Here is a 17,131-nt window from a genome sequence, read left to right on the forward strand (position 1 = left end):
TTCCCGGAACGGCAGTCTAAATCCTACCCGACCGGATCATGCTGAAATAATTGTCTCCACCCACCTGGCCGCCCTTCAATGCAATCTGCAGGCCATCCGCAGGACCGCCATGGGCCATGCAGAGCGGCGAGCCGGGCGTTTGCGGCAGCGGCATTCTCAGCGTGAGGGCGGCGATTCCCATCTCGCCGAGCGCATGGCTTGACGTGTCGCCTCCGGCGACGACGGCGCGCAAAAGGCCCGCGCGTGCCACCAGTTCCAACTGGATACGACCAAGTGCCCGGCTAAGCCGATGGCGTGCGCCGACGGATGAATCGAGCTCGCCGCCACGGTCGGCGGACGGCCCGAGTGCCGTGTAAAGCACGACGCTTCGGCCGCTCTCAAGCACCGTGAGGCCGGCCTCGACCGCGGCTGCGATGGTTGCAGTATTTTCTGCACGGGAAAGGGCGACCGGGTCGAGAGTCACGCCATCGAAACCATTGACGAGTGCATGGCGGATCTGGCGCTCCGTCGTCGGCGAAACGCTGCCGGAGACGACGGCGATACGATCCACCGGACCGGCATCGGCAAAGGTTGGCTTCTCGCCGAGCAACCCGTCCTTCCGCCAGGCGGGGATCAGCGCATATTCGACGCCCGACGAACCGCAGACGAAGCGGCTTTTCGGGCGCAACCGGTTCCAAAGCAGGCTGCCTGCCGCCGCCTGCGTCTGCCGGTCGAGCACGTCGAGCAGCAGGATATCCGCCTCCTCAGGCTCCGGCGCATCGAGCAGCGCGACATTGTCCACCAGCGCGGAGGACAGTTTTGTCTGGCGCGAGAGATGCAGCAGCACATTGGCCTCGTCCATCGGCGTGACGGGATGGCGCGCCATGACGGGATGGCGGTCGATGCGATAGTTGCGGCCCTGATAGGCGGCAAAGAGCTCGCCAAAGGCCGTATAGCGCCGGATCTGCGGCGCGCCGACGATAAGCGGCACGGTCGCCGCGCCGAAGACGGCGCGGCCGATCTCGATCGCCCGGCCGATATTGCCGACATGCGGGGCGGAATCGAAGGTCGAGCAGACCTTGTAGTGGCAAAGCTCTGCATCCAGCGTCTTCAGCCAGCCGAAAGCCTCGCTCAGATGCACATCCATCCAGTCCGGAGCCTCGCTGCGGCTGGTGCCGGCAAGGCCGAAGGCGCGTGCACCAGCAAAGCGCGACAACAGGTCGGCATCCGGCACTTTCAGGAAAAGCACCGTCTCGACACCGTTCGAGGCAAGCGCCTCCATGACGTCGGTCGAGCCGGTGAAATCGTCGCCGTAGTAGCTGATCAGGGGTCGCATCATGGCTCAGGCCGCCTTGCCATCGGCAAATTTTTCGATGGATTGCCGAAGTTCCGGATGGTCCTTGGCATAGGCTTCGAGCGGCACACCGGCGACCGCCGCCTCCCAGGCCTGCTTCACCGCCTTCACCCCTGCCCCCGGCCCGCCCGGATGGCTGACGATGCCGCCGCCGCAGAGATAGAGCAGGTTGGTCGAACCACCCGTCGCCGCGATCGTATCCGGCGCCTGGCCGCCCCATTGGCCGGAGCCGATGACCGGAAGCGCCACGTCCCTGTCTGAAAACAGCGGCGTGGTGACCGCCTTGTAGGAGCGCACGAAACTGTCGTCCGGCTCCCAGTATTTGACACGGATGCCGTTGATCTGGAACTGGTCGACCCCGAGCAGGCGCCAGAACTGCTGCCAGACGGAGAACTCGAAGCCGAGCCCGGCATGACGCGTTAGGATGTCCCAGCCGTTGCGGTGGGCGTGCAATACAAGGCCGGAGCGCTTGCGCAGGAAGGCAAGCCCGCCGAAGCCGATGGAATTGATATTGACGACCGCACAATTGCCGCCGGCTTCCAGCACCCGATCATGATTGCGCATCATCTCGTCCGGATCGGCATGGCTGATGCCGAAGGCGTACATGACCTTCTTGCCGGTCTTCTGCTCGTGGTCGAGAATCTTCGGCATGACCGCCGCCACGCGATCCTTCAGCGACGAATAGGCCGGGCTCATCAGCTTCTCGTCATCCTTGATGAAATCGACACCCGCCTCGATCAGTTCACCGACCATTTCCGCCGTCTCATGCGGGCGAAGGCCCAATGCCGGCTTGACGATGGTGCCGATGATCGGCCGGCCCCTGACCCCCGTCAGCGCAAAGCTCCCGGAAACGCCGAACTGGGGCCCAAGATGGGCAGCGGCGAATTCCAGCGGCAGCTTCATGTCGACGATGCGAATGCCTGTCATGCCCTTGATGGAGAAGACGCCGCCGATGGCGATCGTCATCAGCGCGGAAAGATCGGTGCCAATGGCATCCAGCGGGAAGTCGATGTCGACATCCGCGCGGCTGAACTGCGTGGCGTCGCCTGCCTCGTCGGGAAAGGATGCGCGATCCACCGGCGTGAGCGGACGGATGGCGACGACGCGCGCGGCGACGCGGGCCTTCAGCGCCTCCGTCTCGCCCGGCAGCGCCACGAAGGTACCGGTCGACTGGTCGCTGGCGATTTTCATCGCCATAGCCTCCACCGGACCCGGCGTCTCTATCCGATATGTCAGACGGATCACGTTCCCTCCCGCCGCCGAGGCGTATCTTGTTATAGCCCAATAACTGGTATAATGAGTATTTATGTTATTGCAAGCCGATTGCGGTGAAAGCTGTTGCGGCGAAGGAACTTGGTGCATATTCAAACCTGTCGAAATCAGGTGACTCATGAGCGTCGTTTCCGAACCGATCGTCCGCAAGAAACTCTCCGACGAAGTTTTCGCGCGATTGAAGACCATGATCGAAACCGGCGAATTGAAAGCCGGCGACGACATGCCCTCCGAACGCGAACTCATGGAGCGCTACGGCGTCGGCCGCCCGGCCATTCGCGAGGCCATGCAGGCGCTCGCCGGCAAGGGGCTGGTCGAGATTTCCCAGGGTGAACGTGCCAAGGTGCTGCGCATCACCGCCGAATCCATCATCCGCCAGGTGGACCTGCCGGCCAAGCTGATGCTTTCCGGCTCCTCCGACTCGCTGGAACACCTGAAGAGCGCCCGCATCTTCTTCGAGCGCGGCATGATTCGCGAGGCCGCCACCAAGGCGACACCGGAGCACATCGCGGAATTGCGCGCCCTCCTCGACAAGCAGAAACAGAGCCTCGGCGATGCGGATGCCTTCATCGATGCCGACATGGAATTCCACCAGTACATCGCGCAGATCTCGGGCAATCCGATCTTCGCCGCCGTCAGCGGCGCGATGCTGGGGTGGCTGAAATCCTATCATACCGAAATGCTCATCTGGACCGGTCGCGAGAACTTCACGCTCGCCGAGCACGAGGAAATCATCCGTGCCATCGAGAGAGGCGATGCGGACCTTGCCGAAAAGGCGATGATCAAGCACCTCGAACGCTCCCGCGCACTTTATGCGCTCAAGGGACAGAAATAGTTCAGAGCACGATCTCGGCACAGCCATAGGGCGGCAGGACGAGCCGCGCGGCGACGGGCAAAGCCTCTTCTGCGATCAGCGAAACCGAACGCGGCAGCGAAGGCAGGACCACTGTCTGCATTGCCGGCGTGATATTCGACAGCAGCAACCGCTTCCGCGAAGCAAGCCCAAGCACCGCATCCGGCCGCGACGTTTCGACGGATTGCACATCCTCGCCCGCCAGCGCGCCGAGGCGTGCGACGACATGCGCGAGCGGCCGCCACGTCCCCTGCGCCCTCGGTTCGCCCTCCCCCGCCACCAGCCCGAACGGACCGGCAAGCGTCGAAAGCGTCAGGACTTCCAGCCCCGTCGCGGCAACGGTCGCGGCATAGGCCAGCGTCCAGGCGGCGCCGAACCGACCATTGTGGCGCGGATCGACATTGGCCATAGGAATGCGCGCTCCCGCCGGATTGTCCTTCGTCGTGCTGCCATAGGGGTTCTGCCGCATGGCGATGGTCGAAGGGCCGATGCGGTAGGGCTTTTCGCCGTAGATGGCGCGGGTCGAGCGGACGACGGAAAGCAGCGCCTCGAAAGTCTGCATGACCGAGAGATCGTCGGCAGCGTGCACGATGGGGTTCGTGCAATGGCTGACATAGTCGATGAGATCCGCGGGCACGCGCTTGCGGTTGAGTTCCGTGAAATAGCTCATCATGCCACCGCCGAGGCGGATACCGGGAAAGGCGGCCCGCGCCGCGGCATAGATGTCCTTGAGCGGCGGGCATTCCGGCCAGATGCTGCCCGGCGGCGTCGACTGGCGATCGACCGAGGGGCAGACGAAGAGCGTGTCGGGCAGCAGACCGGCTTCACGCACCAGGCGGGCAAATCCGGCCATCTCCTCGGCCAGCGGACGCCTGCACGGCACGGCCAGTTCCAGCGTCACCCTGAGACCGGATTTCGCCGCGATGCCGGCATATCCCTTCAAGGCCGCCAGGCCGTGGCCGGCGCCGGGATCGAAATGGGCAATCAGATGCCGTGCGCCGACGGCCGCCAGGGTATCGAGCGCGGCATGTTCCTGCGCGAGGCATTCCGGGCGCAGACCGACGCCGATTTCGGGAAAGCGGCGACCTGTCGGCGCCATTTGCAGGGTGATGGCGCCGGATGCGCCGGTGGCGGGCGCCGCATTGTCGGCAACCTGGATTTCGACCGATATCGCCTGGCTGAACGGCTGGCCCTCCGGCACGAGATAGGGCCAAGGCAGCGACAGCGGGCGCACATAGGTCTTGAAAGAGCCGTCGGTCCAGTTGCGCTGGTCCTCCATCTCGAAGACGTCGCCGCCGAACGTTGTCGCCGCCGAAATGCCGGATGCGACCTGATGGGTGATCGCGGAAATATCCTTGAACGGTTGCCAGGGCTCGATCTGGTCCGGCCAGTGCGCGTGCTCGACGCTGCCATCGCCGTGGCGGACCTGCAAGGGCCGTCCCGCCACGCCGGTGACCGGATGCAGCACGACGAAGCCGGCGCGCGCGGTTTCGAAATCGGCATCGCTGACGCAATCGGCGGAGAAGGCCACGGCCTTCGTGGTGCCGGAGATCGCAATGGCGCAATCCAGATTGGCGCCCGACGGCGCGGTGAAGCGGGCCTTGTAGGTAACGGAAAAACCCTCGCCCGCTGCCTGCACCGCCAGATCGCGGATCACGGCATTGCAGGTGCCCCAATCCTTGTCGCGCACAAGAAAGGCGATGGCGCGCAGCACCTCATGACCGCGAAACCGCAGGGTGCGCAGATTGCCATCCTGAAGCACCACGCTCAGGTCGCCGGCAACGAGCGTGCGGCTTTCCGGTTCGCGCTCGTTCGTGCCATAGAGCCTGAACGGGTCGCCGCTCATGCAAGCAGGTCCGCAATCGCGATCGTCTCGCCATACTCGGCGCTGCGATAGGCGGCCTCGACGAGCGCGAAGGTCTTCAGGTTGTCACGGCCGGACGTATCCGGCTCGCGGCCCTCCGCCAGTCGCTCGACCCAGTGTTTCTGGATAAGCGCCACGCTCTCCTGGATATTGTGCCATGGGCGCGAGGCCCAGGGCAGCAGATTGGGCGCGACGACGCTCCGTGTCGTACCGTCGGGACCGTGGACAGTCAGCTTGTAATCCTTGCCGAGGCGCAGCGTGCCCCTGCTGCCGTCGATCTCGACGAAGGTTTCCGGAAAGGGTTCTTCCGGCAGTTTCGTCGCGTAGCTGACATCGACGATCGAGGTGATGCCGTTGTCGTGGTCGAGCAGCATCGTGGCGACATCCTCGCCGGCAATATCCGGATTGATACGGCGCGTGCGGGCCGTCATGCGGCTGGCATCCCCGAAGAGGAAACGGGCGATATCGAGGGAATGGATACCCAGGTCTTCGATGATGAAGCGCTTTCCCCTGGCAAGATAGGGCTGGCCGGAGAAGACATCGAAGCCGGAGCGAAAGGAAACCCGTCCCCAGAAGGGCTCACCGATCACACCGCTGTCCAGCACCGCCCTGACGGCGAGGATCGGCGTCTGCCACCGGAAATTCTCGTGGATCATCAGGGCAATGCCGGCCTTTTCGGCAGCGGCGACCATGGCCTTGGCATCGGCAAGCGCCGGGGCGAACGGTTTCTGGCAGATAACCGGCACCGCGTGGCTGGCGGCAAGCTCGACCAGCGCGCGGTGGCTGCCGACCGTCGTCGCTATGTCGACGAAATCGAAGCCGCCATCATCGAACATCTCGTCCGCCGACCGGTATCGCCTGTCGACGCCGAACTGGTCGCCGACGAGGTGAAGACGCTCCGGATCGCGGTCGCAGATCGCCACGATCTCGACGCCATCAAGATCCTGCCAGCCATGCATCTGGTTGACGGCGAAGAAGCCGCAGCCGATCAGCGCACCCTTTGTCTTCGCCATGCTCAGCCTGCCTTTGCCATCTGCATCAGGGTGACGCGCTGCTGGAGACGGCGCTGTGCCTGGTCGACCACGACCGCCACGATGATCACGAGCCCCTTGATCACCATCTGCCAGAAGGAACTGACACCCATCATCACCAGACCGTCGGAGAGAATGCCAATCACGAAGGCGCCGATAATCGTGCCGCCGATCGTGCCGCGTCCGCCCGACATGGATGTACCACCCAGAACGGCCGCCGCAATGGCGTTCAGTTCGAGATTGGTGCCGGTCGCCGGATGCGAGGCCATCAGTTCCGAGGAAATGATCAGGCCGACGATCGCTGCACAGAAACCTGAAAACATGTAGACGAACATCTTCACGCGATTGACGCGGATGCCGGACATGCGGGAGGCGCGCTCGTTGCCGCCGACGGCGAAGATATGGCGGCCGAGCGGGACAAAGCGGGCGAAGTAGGCCGCTCCCAGCGCGACGACGATGAGAATCCAGACGGAGACCGGAAGGCCGAGGATCGAGCCGGAACCAAGATAGGAAAAGCCCTGGTTGCCGAGGTCTTCGCGGCCCGTGAGATTGGGCAGCGTCTGGCCGTCGGAATAGAGCAGCGCCATGCCGCGCGCCACGTAGAGCGTACCGAGTGTCGCGATGAAGGGCGCGACGTTGAGCCGGGTGATGAGCAGGCCGTTGACCGCGCCGATCAGGATACCGACGGCCATGACGATGATCGCGACCTCGACCACGTTGAAATAGACCGTGTAGCCGAGCGGCAACGCCACGCCATACATGATGAGGCCACCGGCGATCATGCCGCAGAGGCCGACGATCGAGCCGACCGAGAGATCGATGCCGCCGGTGATGATGACGAAGGTCATGCCGATGGCAAGGAACGCATTCTGCGTCGCGTGCTTCGACATCAGGATCATGTTGGCGGTCGACAAGAAATTCGGCGCGAAGATCGAGAAGAAGATGATCACCGCGAAGAGGGCGATGAAGGTCCTCAGCTTCATGATCGTGAGCAGGGCCGCGCCCGTGGAGAGATGATTGCCGGTGGCGGCAGTGTGCGTTGCTGTCGTCATCACGCATGCATCCTTCTGGTTTTGTGTCCCTCCGCGGAGGCCGAAACGATCATCTCCTCGGTGGCATCCTTGCGGTCCACCACCATCACCAGCCGGCCGTTGCTCATGACGGCGATGCGGTCGGAAAGGGCCATGACCTCTTCGAGGTCGGAGGTGGAGAACAGGATGGCAAGCCCCTCGCCCGCCAGTTGCCGCATGGTGCGGAAAACGTCCGCCTTGGCGCCGACATCGATGCCGCGGCTCGGCTCGTCCATCAACAGCACCTTCGGCCCGGTCATCAGCGCCTTGCCGATGACGACCTTCTGCTGGTTGCCGCCGGACATGGAGGTGACGTCGAATTCCGGGTTCTTCGCCTTGATGGAAAGATTGCGGATCGCATCCCGGACCGCCTTCTTCTCAAGCTTCAGATCGATATGGAAACCGCCCTTCAGGAACTGGCCCAGGCTCGCCATGGAGAGGTTGTCGGCGATCGACATGGACTGCACGAGGCCCTCGCGCTGGCGATCCTCTGGGATCAGCGCCAGACCTTCGCGGATGCGCCGCGTCGTATCGCGCCCCTTCAGCTCCTCGTCCTCGACGAAGATTTTCCCCGTATAGTGCTCGTGCCGACCCATAATGCATTCGAAGAGTTCGGAACGCCCCGCCCCCATCAGGCCGTAGATGCCGAGGATTTCGCCCTTGCGCACGCCGATCGAGACATGATCGACGGCATAGCCACCCTGCGCCCGCGGCAGGCAGATGTTTTCCGTGCGAAAGACCTCCCCGCCCGGTTCGTGATCGACCTGCTTGGCAAAATCCTTGGCGTCCGAGCCGATCATCGAGCGTACGATCCAGCGTGTGTCGATATCCTTGACCATGGCATGGCCGGTGATCTGGCCGTCCTTCAAGACGGTGATGTAATCGCCGAGGCGCATCAGCTCTTCCAGCCGGTGCGAGATATAGACGATGGCGACGCCGCGCGCCTTGAGGTCGGCGATGACGCGGAAGAGCACGTCGACCTCGGCGGCGCTGAGCGCCGAGGTCGGCTCGTCCATGATGAGGATGCGCGTGTCGAGCGAGACGGCTCTTGCGATCTCGACCAGTTGCTGCTGGCCGATCGGCAGGTCTTCCGCCAGCGTATCGGCGGAAATGCCGGCCTCCAGCCGGTTCAGGAATGCGTTGGCCCTTTCCACCTGCGCCCTGTGGTCGATGCCGCGCAGGCCCCGGGTGATCTCGCGCGTCGCGAAGATGTTCTCGGCGACGGAGAGATTGCCGAAGAGGTTCAGCTCCTGGAAGACGATGCCGATACCGTGGCGCACGGCGTCCGCGGGGCTGTTCAGGTGGATGCGCTCGCCATCCATCCAGATTTCCCCCAGCGTCGGCTGCTCGACGCCGGCGATGATGCGCATCATCGTCGACTTGCCGGCGCCGTTTTCACCGACGAGCACGTTGACCGCACCGCGCCGCAGCTTCAGGTCGGCCTTCTTCAGCGCCACGATGCCGGAATAGGCTTTCGTGATGTCCTTGAGTTCGAGAATGACGTCGCCGTCGTCGATGCCGCTCATCTCAGCCTCCGACCGCGATGGTGGCGGGCACGAATTGCGGCAGTTGCCCCTTGGCCGGCAGCGGATAGGCGCCCGTCGCCTTGATCGTCCTGCCGGTCAGGCCTTCGCGCGGCAGCTTTTCCAATAGCGCGCCGTTCACATGGGTGTTGAAGGACTTGCCGTACTGCGCCCATTCGATCTGGTTCTTGAAGTCGTTGAAAATCACGAAATCAAGGCTGTCGCGCAGCGCCGTGCCGCGGATGGCCGGGCCGATCGAGACGCGCACATCCGCCTGCCTGTCACCGTCGACATCCACGTCCACATAGGCTGCGCGCGACTTCGTTTCTTCCGCGACGATCACCCCGTCGATCTTGGCCGCAAAGGTCCAGGGCGCGTTGCCCTGCTTCTCCTTGTGGCCGTATCTTGCAGCCGCCGCGTCGAGGTCGTTCGCCGCAAGGGCGGAAACCTCCCGGAACGGGCCGGCGCGCTGTTCGAGATAGGGCACGACCTTCGCGTCCCAGATATCGGCGACCAGCTTGTCCGGATTGAAGGCACCGGCCGCCGCCTGCTTCTGTTCGTCCTCGGTCTTGACGAACTTGCAGCCGCCAAGCGCCAGAGCGCCGGCAAGCAGAACCGTACAGGCAGCCTGAAACCTCACCATTCCATTCTCCGTCATGAACAGAAAGCGCGAGGCAGGACCGCACCCCGCCTCGCGCCACCGCGAAAAATTATTCGGCGAGTGCGAAGGTCTCGAGCTTGCCGGCGTTGTCCGCGGTGATGAGCACGCAGTCCATAAGCTGCTTTTCCTCGGCCGGCGCCTTGCCGGTCGTGATGTATTCATGCGCCTGGGTGACGGCGAGCTGGGCCTGGGCATAGGCCGGCTGCATGACGGTCGCCTTGATGCCATCGGCCTTGATCGAGTCCCGCACGTCGTTCGAGCCGTCGAAGCCGATGACGATGACATCCTTGCGGCCGGCCGCCTGGAGTGCCGCGATCGCGCCCATGGCCATGGTGTCGTTGCCGGCGATCACGCCCTGGATGTCCGGGTTCGCCTGGAGGATGGTCTCCATCTTGGAGTAGCCTTCGGTCTGGCTCCAGTTGGCCGACTGCTGGGCGACCATCTTCATGTCGGGATATTCGTCGATGACGTCGTGATAGCCCTTGGAGCGGATGCCGGCATTGAGATCGGCTTCGCGGCCGAGCAGCTCGACATAGTTGCCCTTCTCGCCCATCAGCCTGACGAATTCTTCCGCGCCGAGCTGCGCGCCCTGATAGTTGTTCGAGACGATCTGCGAGACGGCGACGCCCGTGGCGTTGATCTCGCGGTCGATCAGGAAGGAGGGAACGCCGGCATCCTTCGCCTTCTGCACGGCGGCGATCGAGGCCTCCGAGCCGGCATTGTCGAGGATGATCGCCTTGGCGCCGCGGCCGATGGCCGTATCGATGAGCTGCGACTGCTTGTTGGCGTCGTCGTCATGCACGAGGACCAGCGTCTCGTAGCCGAGTTCCTTGGCCTTCGCCTCCGCGCCGACGGCTTCCGCCTTGAAGAACGGATTGTCGTGGCTCGGCGTGATGATGGCGATGAGATCGGCGGCGAAGGACGGCATGGCGACGCCTGCGGCCATGACGGCGGCGAAGCCGACGGTGATCAGTCTGCGGGTAATGTTCATCTTTTCCTCCCGGTTAGGCACCGGCTCCCTGCGGCCATTCCTCCATTGAAAAGGGCCGCCCCGGTGCAAGTCGCGTCGTCAGCGGGCGAACCCGCCGGAAAATCAGGTGATGCGCTGAATGCTGGCGGCGATTTCCTCCGGCTCGAACACGCGCTTCCAGTCGTCCTTCATGAGCACGGGCTTGCCGAATTCGATCGCCTTGTTGCAGGCATCGGAGAAGACGCCGGGCGTCTCCTCGAAGATGACCGCGCCGAGCACGTTCATGTGGCCGAGGAGGAAGTCGCGGGCCGCCTCCTTGGCGACACCGCGCCTGACGCATTCATCCATGGCCTCGCGCATGACGACGAGCAGCGAAGCGCAGACCGTCTCGGAGAGCCCGGGCTCCAACAGCGCCATTTGCTCGACGGTGACGCGGTGCGAACGCATGACCGGAGCCCAGATGGCCTTGGCGATCTCCTCGCCGAGCGCATAGGCCTCTTCCGGGCCCTGCATCAGGGCGGACACGATATGCTGCTTGGCGGCGATGCCGCCGAAGAAGTCGCGCTTGGCGGCCGGGTTCGTCTCGTCGTTGAAGATCGGCGGATGGCAGGGATGCGTGACGAAATAGGTGAGGTCGCCGCGCTTCGGCAGATGGCCGGCGAAAGGGGCGGCCGCGTCGAGCGCCACGACCATCGTGCCCGGCTTCAGCTTGTCGACGATGCCGGCCGCGACCTTGCCGATCGCCGCGTCCGGAACCGCGAGGATCACGACATCGGCGCCGTCGAGGCCTTCATCGGCGGAGACGCAGGAAAGGCCAAGGTCATCGGAAAGACGCGCCTTTCCGGCATCGCTCACCTCGACATGGCGGACATCGAAGCGCGAACCCTTGAGATTCCTGGCGAGCCGATAGCCCATTTTGCCACCGGCGCCGAACAACGCGATCGATGTCATCGAAGACCTCCCTGAATGCGACAGCCGAACCCAACGTCGTCCAGCCGAATTTCCCTCACCGGGCACCCGGTGTAAGCCTATATCCTCAAACTGGTATGACATGTCAATAACTATCTATCGCAATATGTGATATCTTGATGAACACAACATGCCGCCGGCAAATCCCAAGACACCTGCCGCCCAAGTCAATCTATTGAAAAAATGATGTTTTTCCGCCATGCCGGAGAAAAGGGAAAGACCGGATCTCGGGCGACGTTCGGCTCAGGGGCACATCAGGAATGAGGCATTCAGCCCCGTTCTTGCGCCGACAATCAACGCTGCGGCGAGCCTATATTGCATTCCGCGAACACGCGGTCGCACCACACCAGACGCGACGCAACAGGAAAGATCGATGTCTGTTGCCGGCGAACGGTCGAAGTGCGCTTTGCGCCTTGACGGCACATCCACACGCTTCAGAAAAGCCCGTTCATTAGGCGGCGATATTCCTCCTCCGGCCTGCCGTAAGAATCACGCGCGAAATCCTCCAAGGCCGGACGGTTGCGAATGACGACGCTGCCTCGCAGCGAACGGATGAAGCCTTCGCCTTCGAGAACATGAAGGGCGGTCGTCACGCTGGGCCGCCGGACGCCCAGGAGCACCGACAGGAGTTCGTGCGTTACCGCCATCTCGTCGCTGCGCGAGCGGTCGTGGCACATGAGAAGCCAGCGGGCGAGCCGCTCGTTGACCTCGTGCACCGCATTGGACACGGCCGTGTGCGCCAGTTGCACGGCAAAACTCTCCATCGACCGGTTCATGATTTGGACGAAGGGCTTGCTCTGGTCCATCCAGCGGCGGAAATCGTCAAAGTCCATGCTGTAGCCCTCGGCGTCGAGCTGGACCGTCACGTCATAGGAACTGATCCGGGCGCCTGTCACCGCGGAGGTCGGGATATAGCCGTCGAAACCGAAGATGCCCGCTTCCGCGCGCCGGCCTTCCGGCGTCGTGATCACGACGGACCCGATGCCGGATGTCAGAAAGTACACCGCGTCGATCGGCCGGTCCCGATGCGCCAGGGGCCTGCCCTTGGGAAGGACCTCATGCTTGAGATCGGGTGCCAGCATCTGGAAGTCGACATCCGGCAGAAGCTGCAGGAGGTTATTGGGGGGTGCGGAGCGCAACGGGGCGGCCATGTCCACGCCTCCTGTTTCGGGCCGATGTATATTGCAGCGCCTGGCATCGGCACTTCGGAGATGATGCCGACGCGCCGCCGAGCTTACGACTTCCTGTCCATGTCGCAAGAGCGGGCGCGCGACGGTGAGCCACACGCGAGGCGACGCATACAAACGCGGCCGGCCCGAAGGTCCGGGCCAGCCACTTCGTCAAAGATCTGGGAATTGCGACGTTTCTGCGCGATCAGCGCCGGTAGCGCAGCCGCTCCTGCTCGATTTCGGCCGGACCGTAGGGATCGAGCGTCTCGTCGAAGCGCGTCCAGCCCTGTTCGGAATAGGCCGCCCGCCGCTCGTCCGGATCGACCCAGTTCGACTGGCGCAGGATCGCCTCGGCCTCCGGATAGAGGCTTTCCTCGACGCGGGCGGTAACGAGCGTGCCGCCACGGCGCACGCCTTCGGCATAAACATGGGCGTGCTCTTCCGGCACGCCGGATTCCGTCATCGCGCCGATGAGGCCGCCTGCCGCACCGCCGGCGACCGCACCCGCGGCGGCACCGGCCGCCGTGGCGGCGAGCCAGCCTGCGGCAACGACCGGCCCTACGCCCGGAATGGCCATGATGCCAAGGCCCGTCAGAAGGCCGCCGACGCCGCCGACGGCCGCGCCGATACCGGCACCCGCTCCCGCGCCTTCCGCAGCATTCGTATCGCCGCTCCGGCGCTCGTCCGCATTGTTCGAGACGATGCTGATATCGTCCGAGGGAATACCCCGCGCTTCAAGGGCGCTGACTGCGTCACGCGCGTCGGAATAGTCGTCAAAAAGTCCGGTAGCAGTTCTCTTCATGGCAGTATCCTTTTCTCAGTTGGCAACGATGTTGCCCTGGTAGTCGAGTGCGACATTGACGGATTTGCCGTCCTTCATCGCGGTGCCGCGCCAGACACCCTTGTCGTCGAGCGTGAGCCCGGTGATGTCGGCATAACCCGCTTCCACGATGCGTTCCTTCGCCTGGTCCTCGGTGAAGCTGTTCGCACCTTCGACCGGCGCGGTGGCGTTGTTCTCGTCCGGGGTCGCGATCGCCGGCGTATCGCCATCAGTGGCAGGCGCCGTGGAGGTCTGGGCGAAGGCGCCGAGGGTCGATGCGCCGACGAATGCGGCGGCGAGCAATAACTTGTTCATGGTGTCTCCTCGTTGTCAGCCTGTTGAAGGCAAGGAGCAAACAGAGATCGAGGCGTTTGGTTCCTCGGGATTTTCAGGGGGTGTCAAATGGCCTCACCCTGAGGCCGGGTTTGCCGAAGGGATAAAGGCGACGAAGCCACAGATCCGCAATGAATTCCGGAAAGCAAAGGGAACATTCTTCGCCATTCCCGGTTGTAGAAGGAAGACAACAGCGTGGGGTTTCGGCATGGAAAGCGCTCCCAATTGGCAACTGCCCGTCGTACTGGCCGATCCGGAAGCGGAAGCGTTCGTGGTGGTGCGCAACGCTCAGGAGGCTGCGGCCTATCTCATGGATTTCTGGCCGAAGCAGCACGGCCCCGCCTTCTACAAAGCCATCCGCCTCTGTGCGGATGCGCTCGACGGCGAGGCGGTGGACGAGGACGTGCGGGATGCGTTTCTGGCGGCCGCACACGATGCGAACATCGCCATCACGATGCATTGACCCGGACGTAGACCGACGGATCGAAGCCTATCGCAAGCCGGTCTGCTTGGGCGGGTCATCGTTCTCGTCCGGGTTCGGATTGGGCTCCTCGTCCGGCAGGCGATCGGGCTCCGGCTCCTTGACCGGCGGCGTCGGCTCGCCGATCGGAGGAAGATCCGGCACCGGGTTCGGGCCGGGACTGGGTTCGTTCGGAATGATGGCCATGAGTGGGCTCCTTGCAGGTTTGACCAGGTCTATTGCGCCATCACGCTGCGCGCGCCGACCTGGCGAAAGGCCTCTTCGACCTTGAGGAGATCGGTGCGCGCAATATCGGCCGAGACCCGGATCTCACCGTGAAGCGGCGCATCGGCGCGAAAGGCATCGCCACCGGAGGGCTCGACGCCGGCCGTGTTGGCCTCCGTGCTCGGTTCGACGAAGACATCGGCGCGGGCGATCCCGCATTGCTGCACGAGATGTTCGACGGCCCGGTCGGCGGCCTCCCGGGTCGAGAATGTCGCCCACATGGTCTTCGTGCTGTCATCGGACATGGCACCCTCTCCTCTTCTTCAGGGGTCAGGTTTGCAACGCGAAGGGGGGACCGATGGTTTCAGCAATTGTTCTCGTCAAGACGCGCCAGGGCGGCCGATCTCGTCCTCGAGCATCTTTCGCGCGCGATTGACGCGGCTTTTCACGGTGCCGATCTCGCACCCGCACAACCGCGCGGTATCGATGTAGCTAACGCCCATCGCGACAAGCAGCAATGTACGGCGCGAGCGCGGCGGAATGCGTCGAAGTGCGCAGTGCAACTCACTGCGGCGAACCGCCCATTCCTGCGGCGCTGCCATGCCGGTTCGTTCGATGATTGCGTCGTCCAACCCGACAGGTTCCCGACAGCGGCGGCGATATTCCGTGTTGAAGGTGTTGCGCATGATCGTGAAGAGCCACGAACGGAGTCTCGTGTCTGGGTGAAAATGGTGAGAGGATCGAAGCGCCCGCATGACCGTTTCCTGGATCAGGTCTTCGCGATCGCTTGCCGACCGGCTCAGCCGTTGGGCAAACCGCCGCAGCGCAGGCAATTGCGCTTCAATTGCACCGTAAACCGTCTGAGTGGCGCGCTCGGAGACCAGGACTTCCATTCATTCCTCCCTTTCGGGGGAAACGGAGCGCGGTCGTGGAGGTTGCTGTACGATAGCGTACGGATTCCGGCAAAAGAGAATGGAACACTTCGCGGCTTCGTTAGTCCTTAGAAGAGTCGAAACTGTTCCGAGGCGAACATGACCCGCTACTTCTTTCACATCTGCAGTCGAGCCGAACGGATCGAGGATCGGGAAGGTGCGGATTTCAACACGTTGAATGCAGCGTTGGACGATGCCCGTCTTGCAGCCCGTGAGATACTGGCCGAGGATGTCCGCAAAGGGCAGGTAGACGAAACACGCATGTTCGAGATTGTCGACGAAAGCGGGCGACTGGTGGCGCGCATGCCTTTCAGCGATGCAATCAATTAGCGGGCCGGGACACAACGATCCCTATAAGCCGTTCGTATTCCTTCTCGCATTCCCCATAGGCGTCATGCGCAAAGGCCTCGAGGCCTGCCCGGTCGCGCACGCTGACGACGCCGCGCCCGGAATAGATGAGCTTCTTGCCCTCCAGCACATGGAGCGCCGTCGTCACACTCGGGCGGCGGACGGCAAGCATGACCGACAGGAATTCGTGCGTCAGGCTGATATCCGCCCCATCCACGCGGTCCTGGCACATCAGGATCCATCGGGCGAGCCGCTCATCGATCTGGTGCGCGGCATTGGAGAGCGCGGTGTAGGCCTGCTGGACGGCCAGGGCCTGGGCGTAGCGGGAAAAAAGCCTGCGAACCTCGAAATCCTCGGACAGCACCGCCTTGAGGACCGGGACAGGGATGCGGTAGGCCTCCCCATGCATCTGCGTGAGGATTGAGAAGGGATCGGTATCGACATCAAGGATCGCCGATGTCGGGCACATGCCGTCCCGCCCGATGATCCCGATCTCGCTATGCTGGCCTTCCGGAGACCGCACGACGACGGACGCGATCCCGCTCTCGAAGAAATAGGCGTGCTCCATCGGCTGATGCGGAGAGGAGAGCTGGCAGGAGCGAGAAAGCTCTATTCGCTCCAGCCGCGCAGCAAACCGCTCCAGACTCGTTTCCGGTAAACGCCGCAGCAGGTTGTTCCGAAACCTGCCCTGCCAAACGTTTGCCATCCAACAATCCCATGCAGTTCAGCGACCGCATATCTGCCAAAGGCCTCGGTCTCTCCTGGAGTCAATGGCCGTCCATCTATGACCATAAAATCGGTGAGACAACCCAGCGACGGGTGTCGGTACGGAAGCGGACAAAGGGGAACGGACGTGCATCCACCGTCGGCCGAGCCTGCGAGAAAGCGGGCACGGAAATCGGTACGGTTTCGTACAAACCCTCGTTCGACAGGAACATCCTCTCCTCCAGCGCATTTGGCTGGCACGAAAGCGGGGGAGGCATCATGCAACATCTCGACAAGAAACTTTCGACACCGGCAAGCAGAGTGTTCGACGTCCTGGCCTATTGCCGATCACAGCGCATCAAGGAGTCGGAAACCAGAAAGCTCGTGCGGCTGGTGGGTCGATTTGCAAGCCGGCTCGAAATCCAGATGAACCTGACAAACCGACCGGCGCGCTTCCGATAGAACTGGCAGTCCGAGTTCCTGTCCACGGCTGCTCTCGATGTCAACGGCGGAGTAAAAACCGGCCACGGGGCGGAGCAAAAGTCGGCCACTGCGGCGCCGGCCTGAGACCGCCGGGAGGGCTTAAGCCCGAG

Annotated in this window: 20 protein-coding genes; 4 read left to right on the forward strand and 16 right to left on the reverse strand. The window is 63.4% G+C overall.

Annotated features, from left to right (window positions below; all coding sequences use genetic code 11):
* Positions 1-16: 16 nt before the first annotated feature.
* Together EV665_RS16575 and oiaX are read right to left on the reverse strand one after the other, a co-directional pair.
* The gene (locus EV665_RS16575; RefSeq protein ID WP_133034937.1) at positions 17-1,318 is read right to left on the reverse strand and encodes a four-carbon acid sugar kinase family protein; all 1,302 of its coding nucleotides are present in this window, start codon (positions 1,316-1,318) and stop codon (positions 17-19) included.
* Positions 1,319-1,321: 3 nt separating this feature from the next.
* Entirely contained in the window at positions 1,322-2,578 is a 1,257-nt protein-coding gene (gene oiaX / locus EV665_RS16580; protein WP_133034938.1) for a 3-oxo-isoapionate-4-phosphate decarboxylase OiaX, read from the reverse strand.
* A gap of 145 nt (positions 2,579-2,723) precedes the next feature.
* Here oiaX and EV665_RS16585 point away from each other — a divergent pair, with 145 nt between their 5' ends.
* Positions 2,724-3,440, forward strand: a complete 717-nt coding sequence (locus EV665_RS16585) for a transcriptional regulator NanR (protein ID WP_133034939.1) — start codon at positions 2,724-2,726, stop codon at positions 3,438-3,440.
* 1 nt (position 3,441) lies between these two features.
* Here the strand turns inward: EV665_RS16585 and apnL are convergent, their stop codons facing one another.
* The 10 genes from apnL to EV665_RS16635 all read right to left on the reverse strand — a co-directional run bounded on the left by apnL (position 3,442) and on the right by EV665_RS16635 (position 13,850).
* A complete protein-coding gene (gene apnL, locus EV665_RS16590; RefSeq protein ID WP_133034940.1) occupies positions 3,442-5,304 on the reverse strand; it encodes a D-apionate lactonase in 1,863 nt (620 codons plus the stop codon).
* Positions 5,301-6,335, reverse strand: coding sequence for a Gfo/Idh/MocA family protein (locus EV665_RS16595; RefSeq protein WP_133034941.1), 1,035 nt, complete (start codon positions 6,333-6,335; stop codon positions 5,301-5,303). The genes apnL and EV665_RS16595 overlap by 4 nt, the downstream gene beginning before the upstream one ends.
* A gap of 2 nt (positions 6,336-6,337) precedes the next feature.
* The gene (locus EV665_RS16600; protein WP_064333710.1) at positions 6,338-7,405 is read right to left on the reverse strand and encodes an ABC transporter permease; all 1,068 of its coding nucleotides are present in this window, start codon (positions 7,403-7,405) and stop codon (positions 6,338-6,340) included.
* Complete coding sequence (locus tag EV665_RS16605) at positions 7,405-8,949, reverse strand: sugar ABC transporter ATP-binding protein (RefSeq protein ID WP_133034942.1); 1,545 nt, start codon at positions 8,947-8,949, stop codon at positions 7,405-7,407. The genes EV665_RS16600 and EV665_RS16605 overlap by 1 nt, the downstream gene beginning before the upstream one ends.
* A gap of 1 nt (position 8,950) precedes the next feature.
* Positions 8,951-9,589 (reverse strand): DUF2291 family protein, encoded by a 639-nt coding sequence (locus tag EV665_RS16610; protein WP_133034943.1) that lies wholly within the window; start codon positions 9,587-9,589, stop codon positions 8,951-8,953.
* Between the two features lie 67 nt (positions 9,590-9,656).
* Complete coding sequence (locus EV665_RS16615; protein ID WP_133034944.1) at positions 9,657-10,598, reverse strand: D-ribose ABC transporter substrate-binding protein; 942 nt, start codon at positions 10,596-10,598, stop codon at positions 9,657-9,659.
* 102 nt (positions 10,599-10,700) lie between these two features.
* Complete coding sequence (locus EV665_RS16620) at positions 10,701-11,528, reverse strand: phosphogluconate dehydrogenase C-terminal domain-containing protein (protein ID WP_133034945.1); 828 nt, start codon at positions 11,526-11,528, stop codon at positions 10,701-10,703.
* A 452-nt stretch (positions 11,529-11,980) separates the two neighbouring features.
* Positions 11,981-12,697, reverse strand: coding sequence for a Crp/Fnr family transcriptional regulator (locus EV665_RS16625; protein WP_133034946.1), 717 nt, complete (start codon positions 12,695-12,697; stop codon positions 11,981-11,983).
* A 223-nt stretch (positions 12,698-12,920) separates the two neighbouring features.
* Positions 12,921-13,517: a general stress protein gene (locus EV665_RS16630; protein WP_064333704.1), complete on the reverse strand. Its 597-nt coding sequence runs from the start codon at positions 13,515-13,517 to the stop codon at positions 12,921-12,923.
* A 15-nt stretch (positions 13,518-13,532) separates the two neighbouring features.
* Positions 13,533-13,850, reverse strand: a complete 318-nt coding sequence (locus EV665_RS16635; RefSeq protein ID WP_064333703.1) for a hypothetical protein — start codon at positions 13,848-13,850, stop codon at positions 13,533-13,535.
* Between EV665_RS16635 and EV665_RS16640 the strand changes: the two genes are divergently transcribed.
* The gene (locus EV665_RS16640; RefSeq protein ID WP_245507742.1) at positions 13,849-14,331 is read left to right on the forward strand and encodes a DUF982 domain-containing protein; all 483 of its coding nucleotides are present in this window, start codon (positions 13,849-13,851) and stop codon (positions 14,329-14,331) included. The two genes, EV665_RS16635 and EV665_RS16640, sit on opposite strands and share 2 nt — an antisense overlap.
* Before the next feature lie 27 nt (positions 14,332-14,358).
* On the opposite strand, the gene EV665_RS32355 is transcribed toward EV665_RS16640, so the two are convergent.
* The 3 genes from EV665_RS32355 to EV665_RS16650 form a co-directional block, all read right to left on the reverse strand.
* Positions 14,359-14,535 carry a hypothetical protein gene (locus tag EV665_RS32355; protein WP_162853085.1) on the reverse strand — a complete coding sequence of 59 codons (177 nt, stop codon included), beginning with the start codon at positions 14,533-14,535 and terminating at the stop codon, positions 14,359-14,361.
* A 29-nt stretch (positions 14,536-14,564) separates the two neighbouring features.
* Positions 14,565-14,858, reverse strand: coding sequence for a hypothetical protein (locus tag EV665_RS16645; protein WP_133034948.1), 294 nt, complete (start codon positions 14,856-14,858; stop codon positions 14,565-14,567).
* Positions 14,859-14,933: 75 nt separating this feature from the next.
* Positions 14,934-15,446, reverse strand: a complete 513-nt coding sequence (locus tag EV665_RS16650; protein ID WP_133034949.1) for a sigma-70 family RNA polymerase sigma factor — start codon at positions 15,444-15,446, stop codon at positions 14,934-14,936.
* 138 nt (positions 15,447-15,584) lie between these two features.
* On the opposite strand from EV665_RS16650, the gene EV665_RS16655 reads away from it, so the two are divergent.
* Positions 15,585-15,815 (forward strand): DUF6894 family protein, encoded by a 231-nt coding sequence (locus EV665_RS16655; RefSeq protein WP_064333699.1) that lies wholly within the window; start codon positions 15,585-15,587, stop codon positions 15,813-15,815.
* Here EV665_RS16655 and EV665_RS16660 read toward each other — a convergent pair.
* Complete coding sequence (locus EV665_RS16660; protein WP_133034950.1) at positions 15,808-16,539, reverse strand: Crp/Fnr family transcriptional regulator; 732 nt, start codon at positions 16,537-16,539, stop codon at positions 15,808-15,810. The two genes, EV665_RS16655 and EV665_RS16660, sit on opposite strands and share 8 nt — an antisense overlap.
* Positions 16,540-16,550: 11 nt before the next feature.
* On the opposite strand from EV665_RS16660, the gene EV665_RS16665 reads away from it, so the two are divergent.
* Entirely contained in the window at positions 16,551-17,000 is a 450-nt protein-coding gene (locus EV665_RS16665) for a hypothetical protein (protein ID WP_133034951.1), read from the forward strand.
* The last annotated feature ends 131 nt before the right edge of the window (positions 17,001-17,131 follow it).

This window comes from Shinella granuli, from assembly GCF_004341885.1.
Taxonomy (GTDB): domain Bacteria; phylum Pseudomonadota; class Alphaproteobacteria; order Rhizobiales; family Rhizobiaceae; genus Shinella; species Shinella granuli.

Coding starts and splice junctions, on each gene's coding strand:
- EV665_RS16625 (WP_133034946.1), bottom strand. CDS start 12,697: ATGGCCGCCCCGTTGCGCTCCGCACCCCCCAATAACCTCCTGCAGCTT.
- EV665_RS16640 (WP_245507742.1), top strand. CDS start 13,849: ATGGTGTCTCCTCGTTGTCAGCCTGTTGAAGGCAAGGAGCAAACAGAG.
- EV665_RS16650 (WP_133034949.1), bottom strand. CDS start 15,446: ATGGAAGTCCTGGTCTCCGAGCGCGCCACTCAGACGGTTTACGGTGCA.
- apnL (WP_133034940.1), bottom strand. CDS start 5,304: ATGAGCGGCGACCCGTTCAGGCTCTATGGCACGAACGAGCGCGAACCG.
- EV665_RS16665 (WP_133034951.1), top strand. CDS start 16,551: ATGCAGTTCAGCGACCGCATATCTGCCAAAGGCCTCGGTCTCTCCTGG.
- EV665_RS16575 (WP_133034937.1), bottom strand. CDS start 1,318: ATGATGCGACCCCTGATCAGCTACTACGGCGACGATTTCACCGGCTCG.
- EV665_RS16630 (WP_064333704.1), bottom strand. CDS start 13,517: ATGAAGAGAACTGCTACCGGACTTTTTGACGACTATTCCGACGCGCGT.
- EV665_RS16645 (WP_133034948.1), bottom strand. CDS start 14,858: ATGTCCGATGACAGCACGAAGACCATGTGGGCGACATTCTCGACCCGG.
- EV665_RS16620 (WP_133034945.1), bottom strand. CDS start 11,528: ATGACATCGATCGCGTTGTTCGGCGCCGGTGGCAAAATGGGCTATCGG.
- EV665_RS32355 (WP_162853085.1), bottom strand. CDS start 14,535: ATGGCCATCATTCCGAACGAACCCAGTCCCGGCCCGAACCCGGTGCCG.
- EV665_RS16610 (WP_133034943.1), bottom strand. CDS start 9,589: ATGGTGAGGTTTCAGGCTGCCTGTACGGTTCTGCTTGCCGGCGCTCTG.
- EV665_RS16605 (WP_133034942.1), bottom strand. CDS start 8,949: ATGAGCGGCATCGACGACGGCGACGTCATTCTCGAACTCAAGGACATC.
- EV665_RS16600 (WP_064333710.1), bottom strand. CDS start 7,405: ATGACGACAGCAACGCACACTGCCGCCACCGGCAATCATCTCTCCACG.
- EV665_RS16660 (WP_133034950.1), bottom strand. CDS start 16,539: ATGGCAAACGTTTGGCAGGGCAGGTTTCGGAACAACCTGCTGCGGCGT.
- EV665_RS16635 (WP_064333703.1), bottom strand. CDS start 13,850: ATGAACAAGTTATTGCTCGCCGCCGCATTCGTCGGCGCATCGACCCTC.
- EV665_RS16585 (WP_133034939.1), top strand. CDS start 2,724: ATGAGCGTCGTTTCCGAACCGATCGTCCGCAAGAAACTCTCCGACGAA.
- EV665_RS16595 (WP_133034941.1), bottom strand. CDS start 6,335: ATGGCGAAGACAAAGGGTGCGCTGATCGGCTGCGGCTTCTTCGCCGTC.
- EV665_RS16615 (WP_133034944.1), bottom strand. CDS start 10,598: ATGAACATTACCCGCAGACTGATCACCGTCGGCTTCGCCGCCGTCATG.
- EV665_RS16655 (WP_064333699.1), top strand. CDS start 15,585: ATGACCCGCTACTTCTTTCACATCTGCAGTCGAGCCGAACGGATCGAG.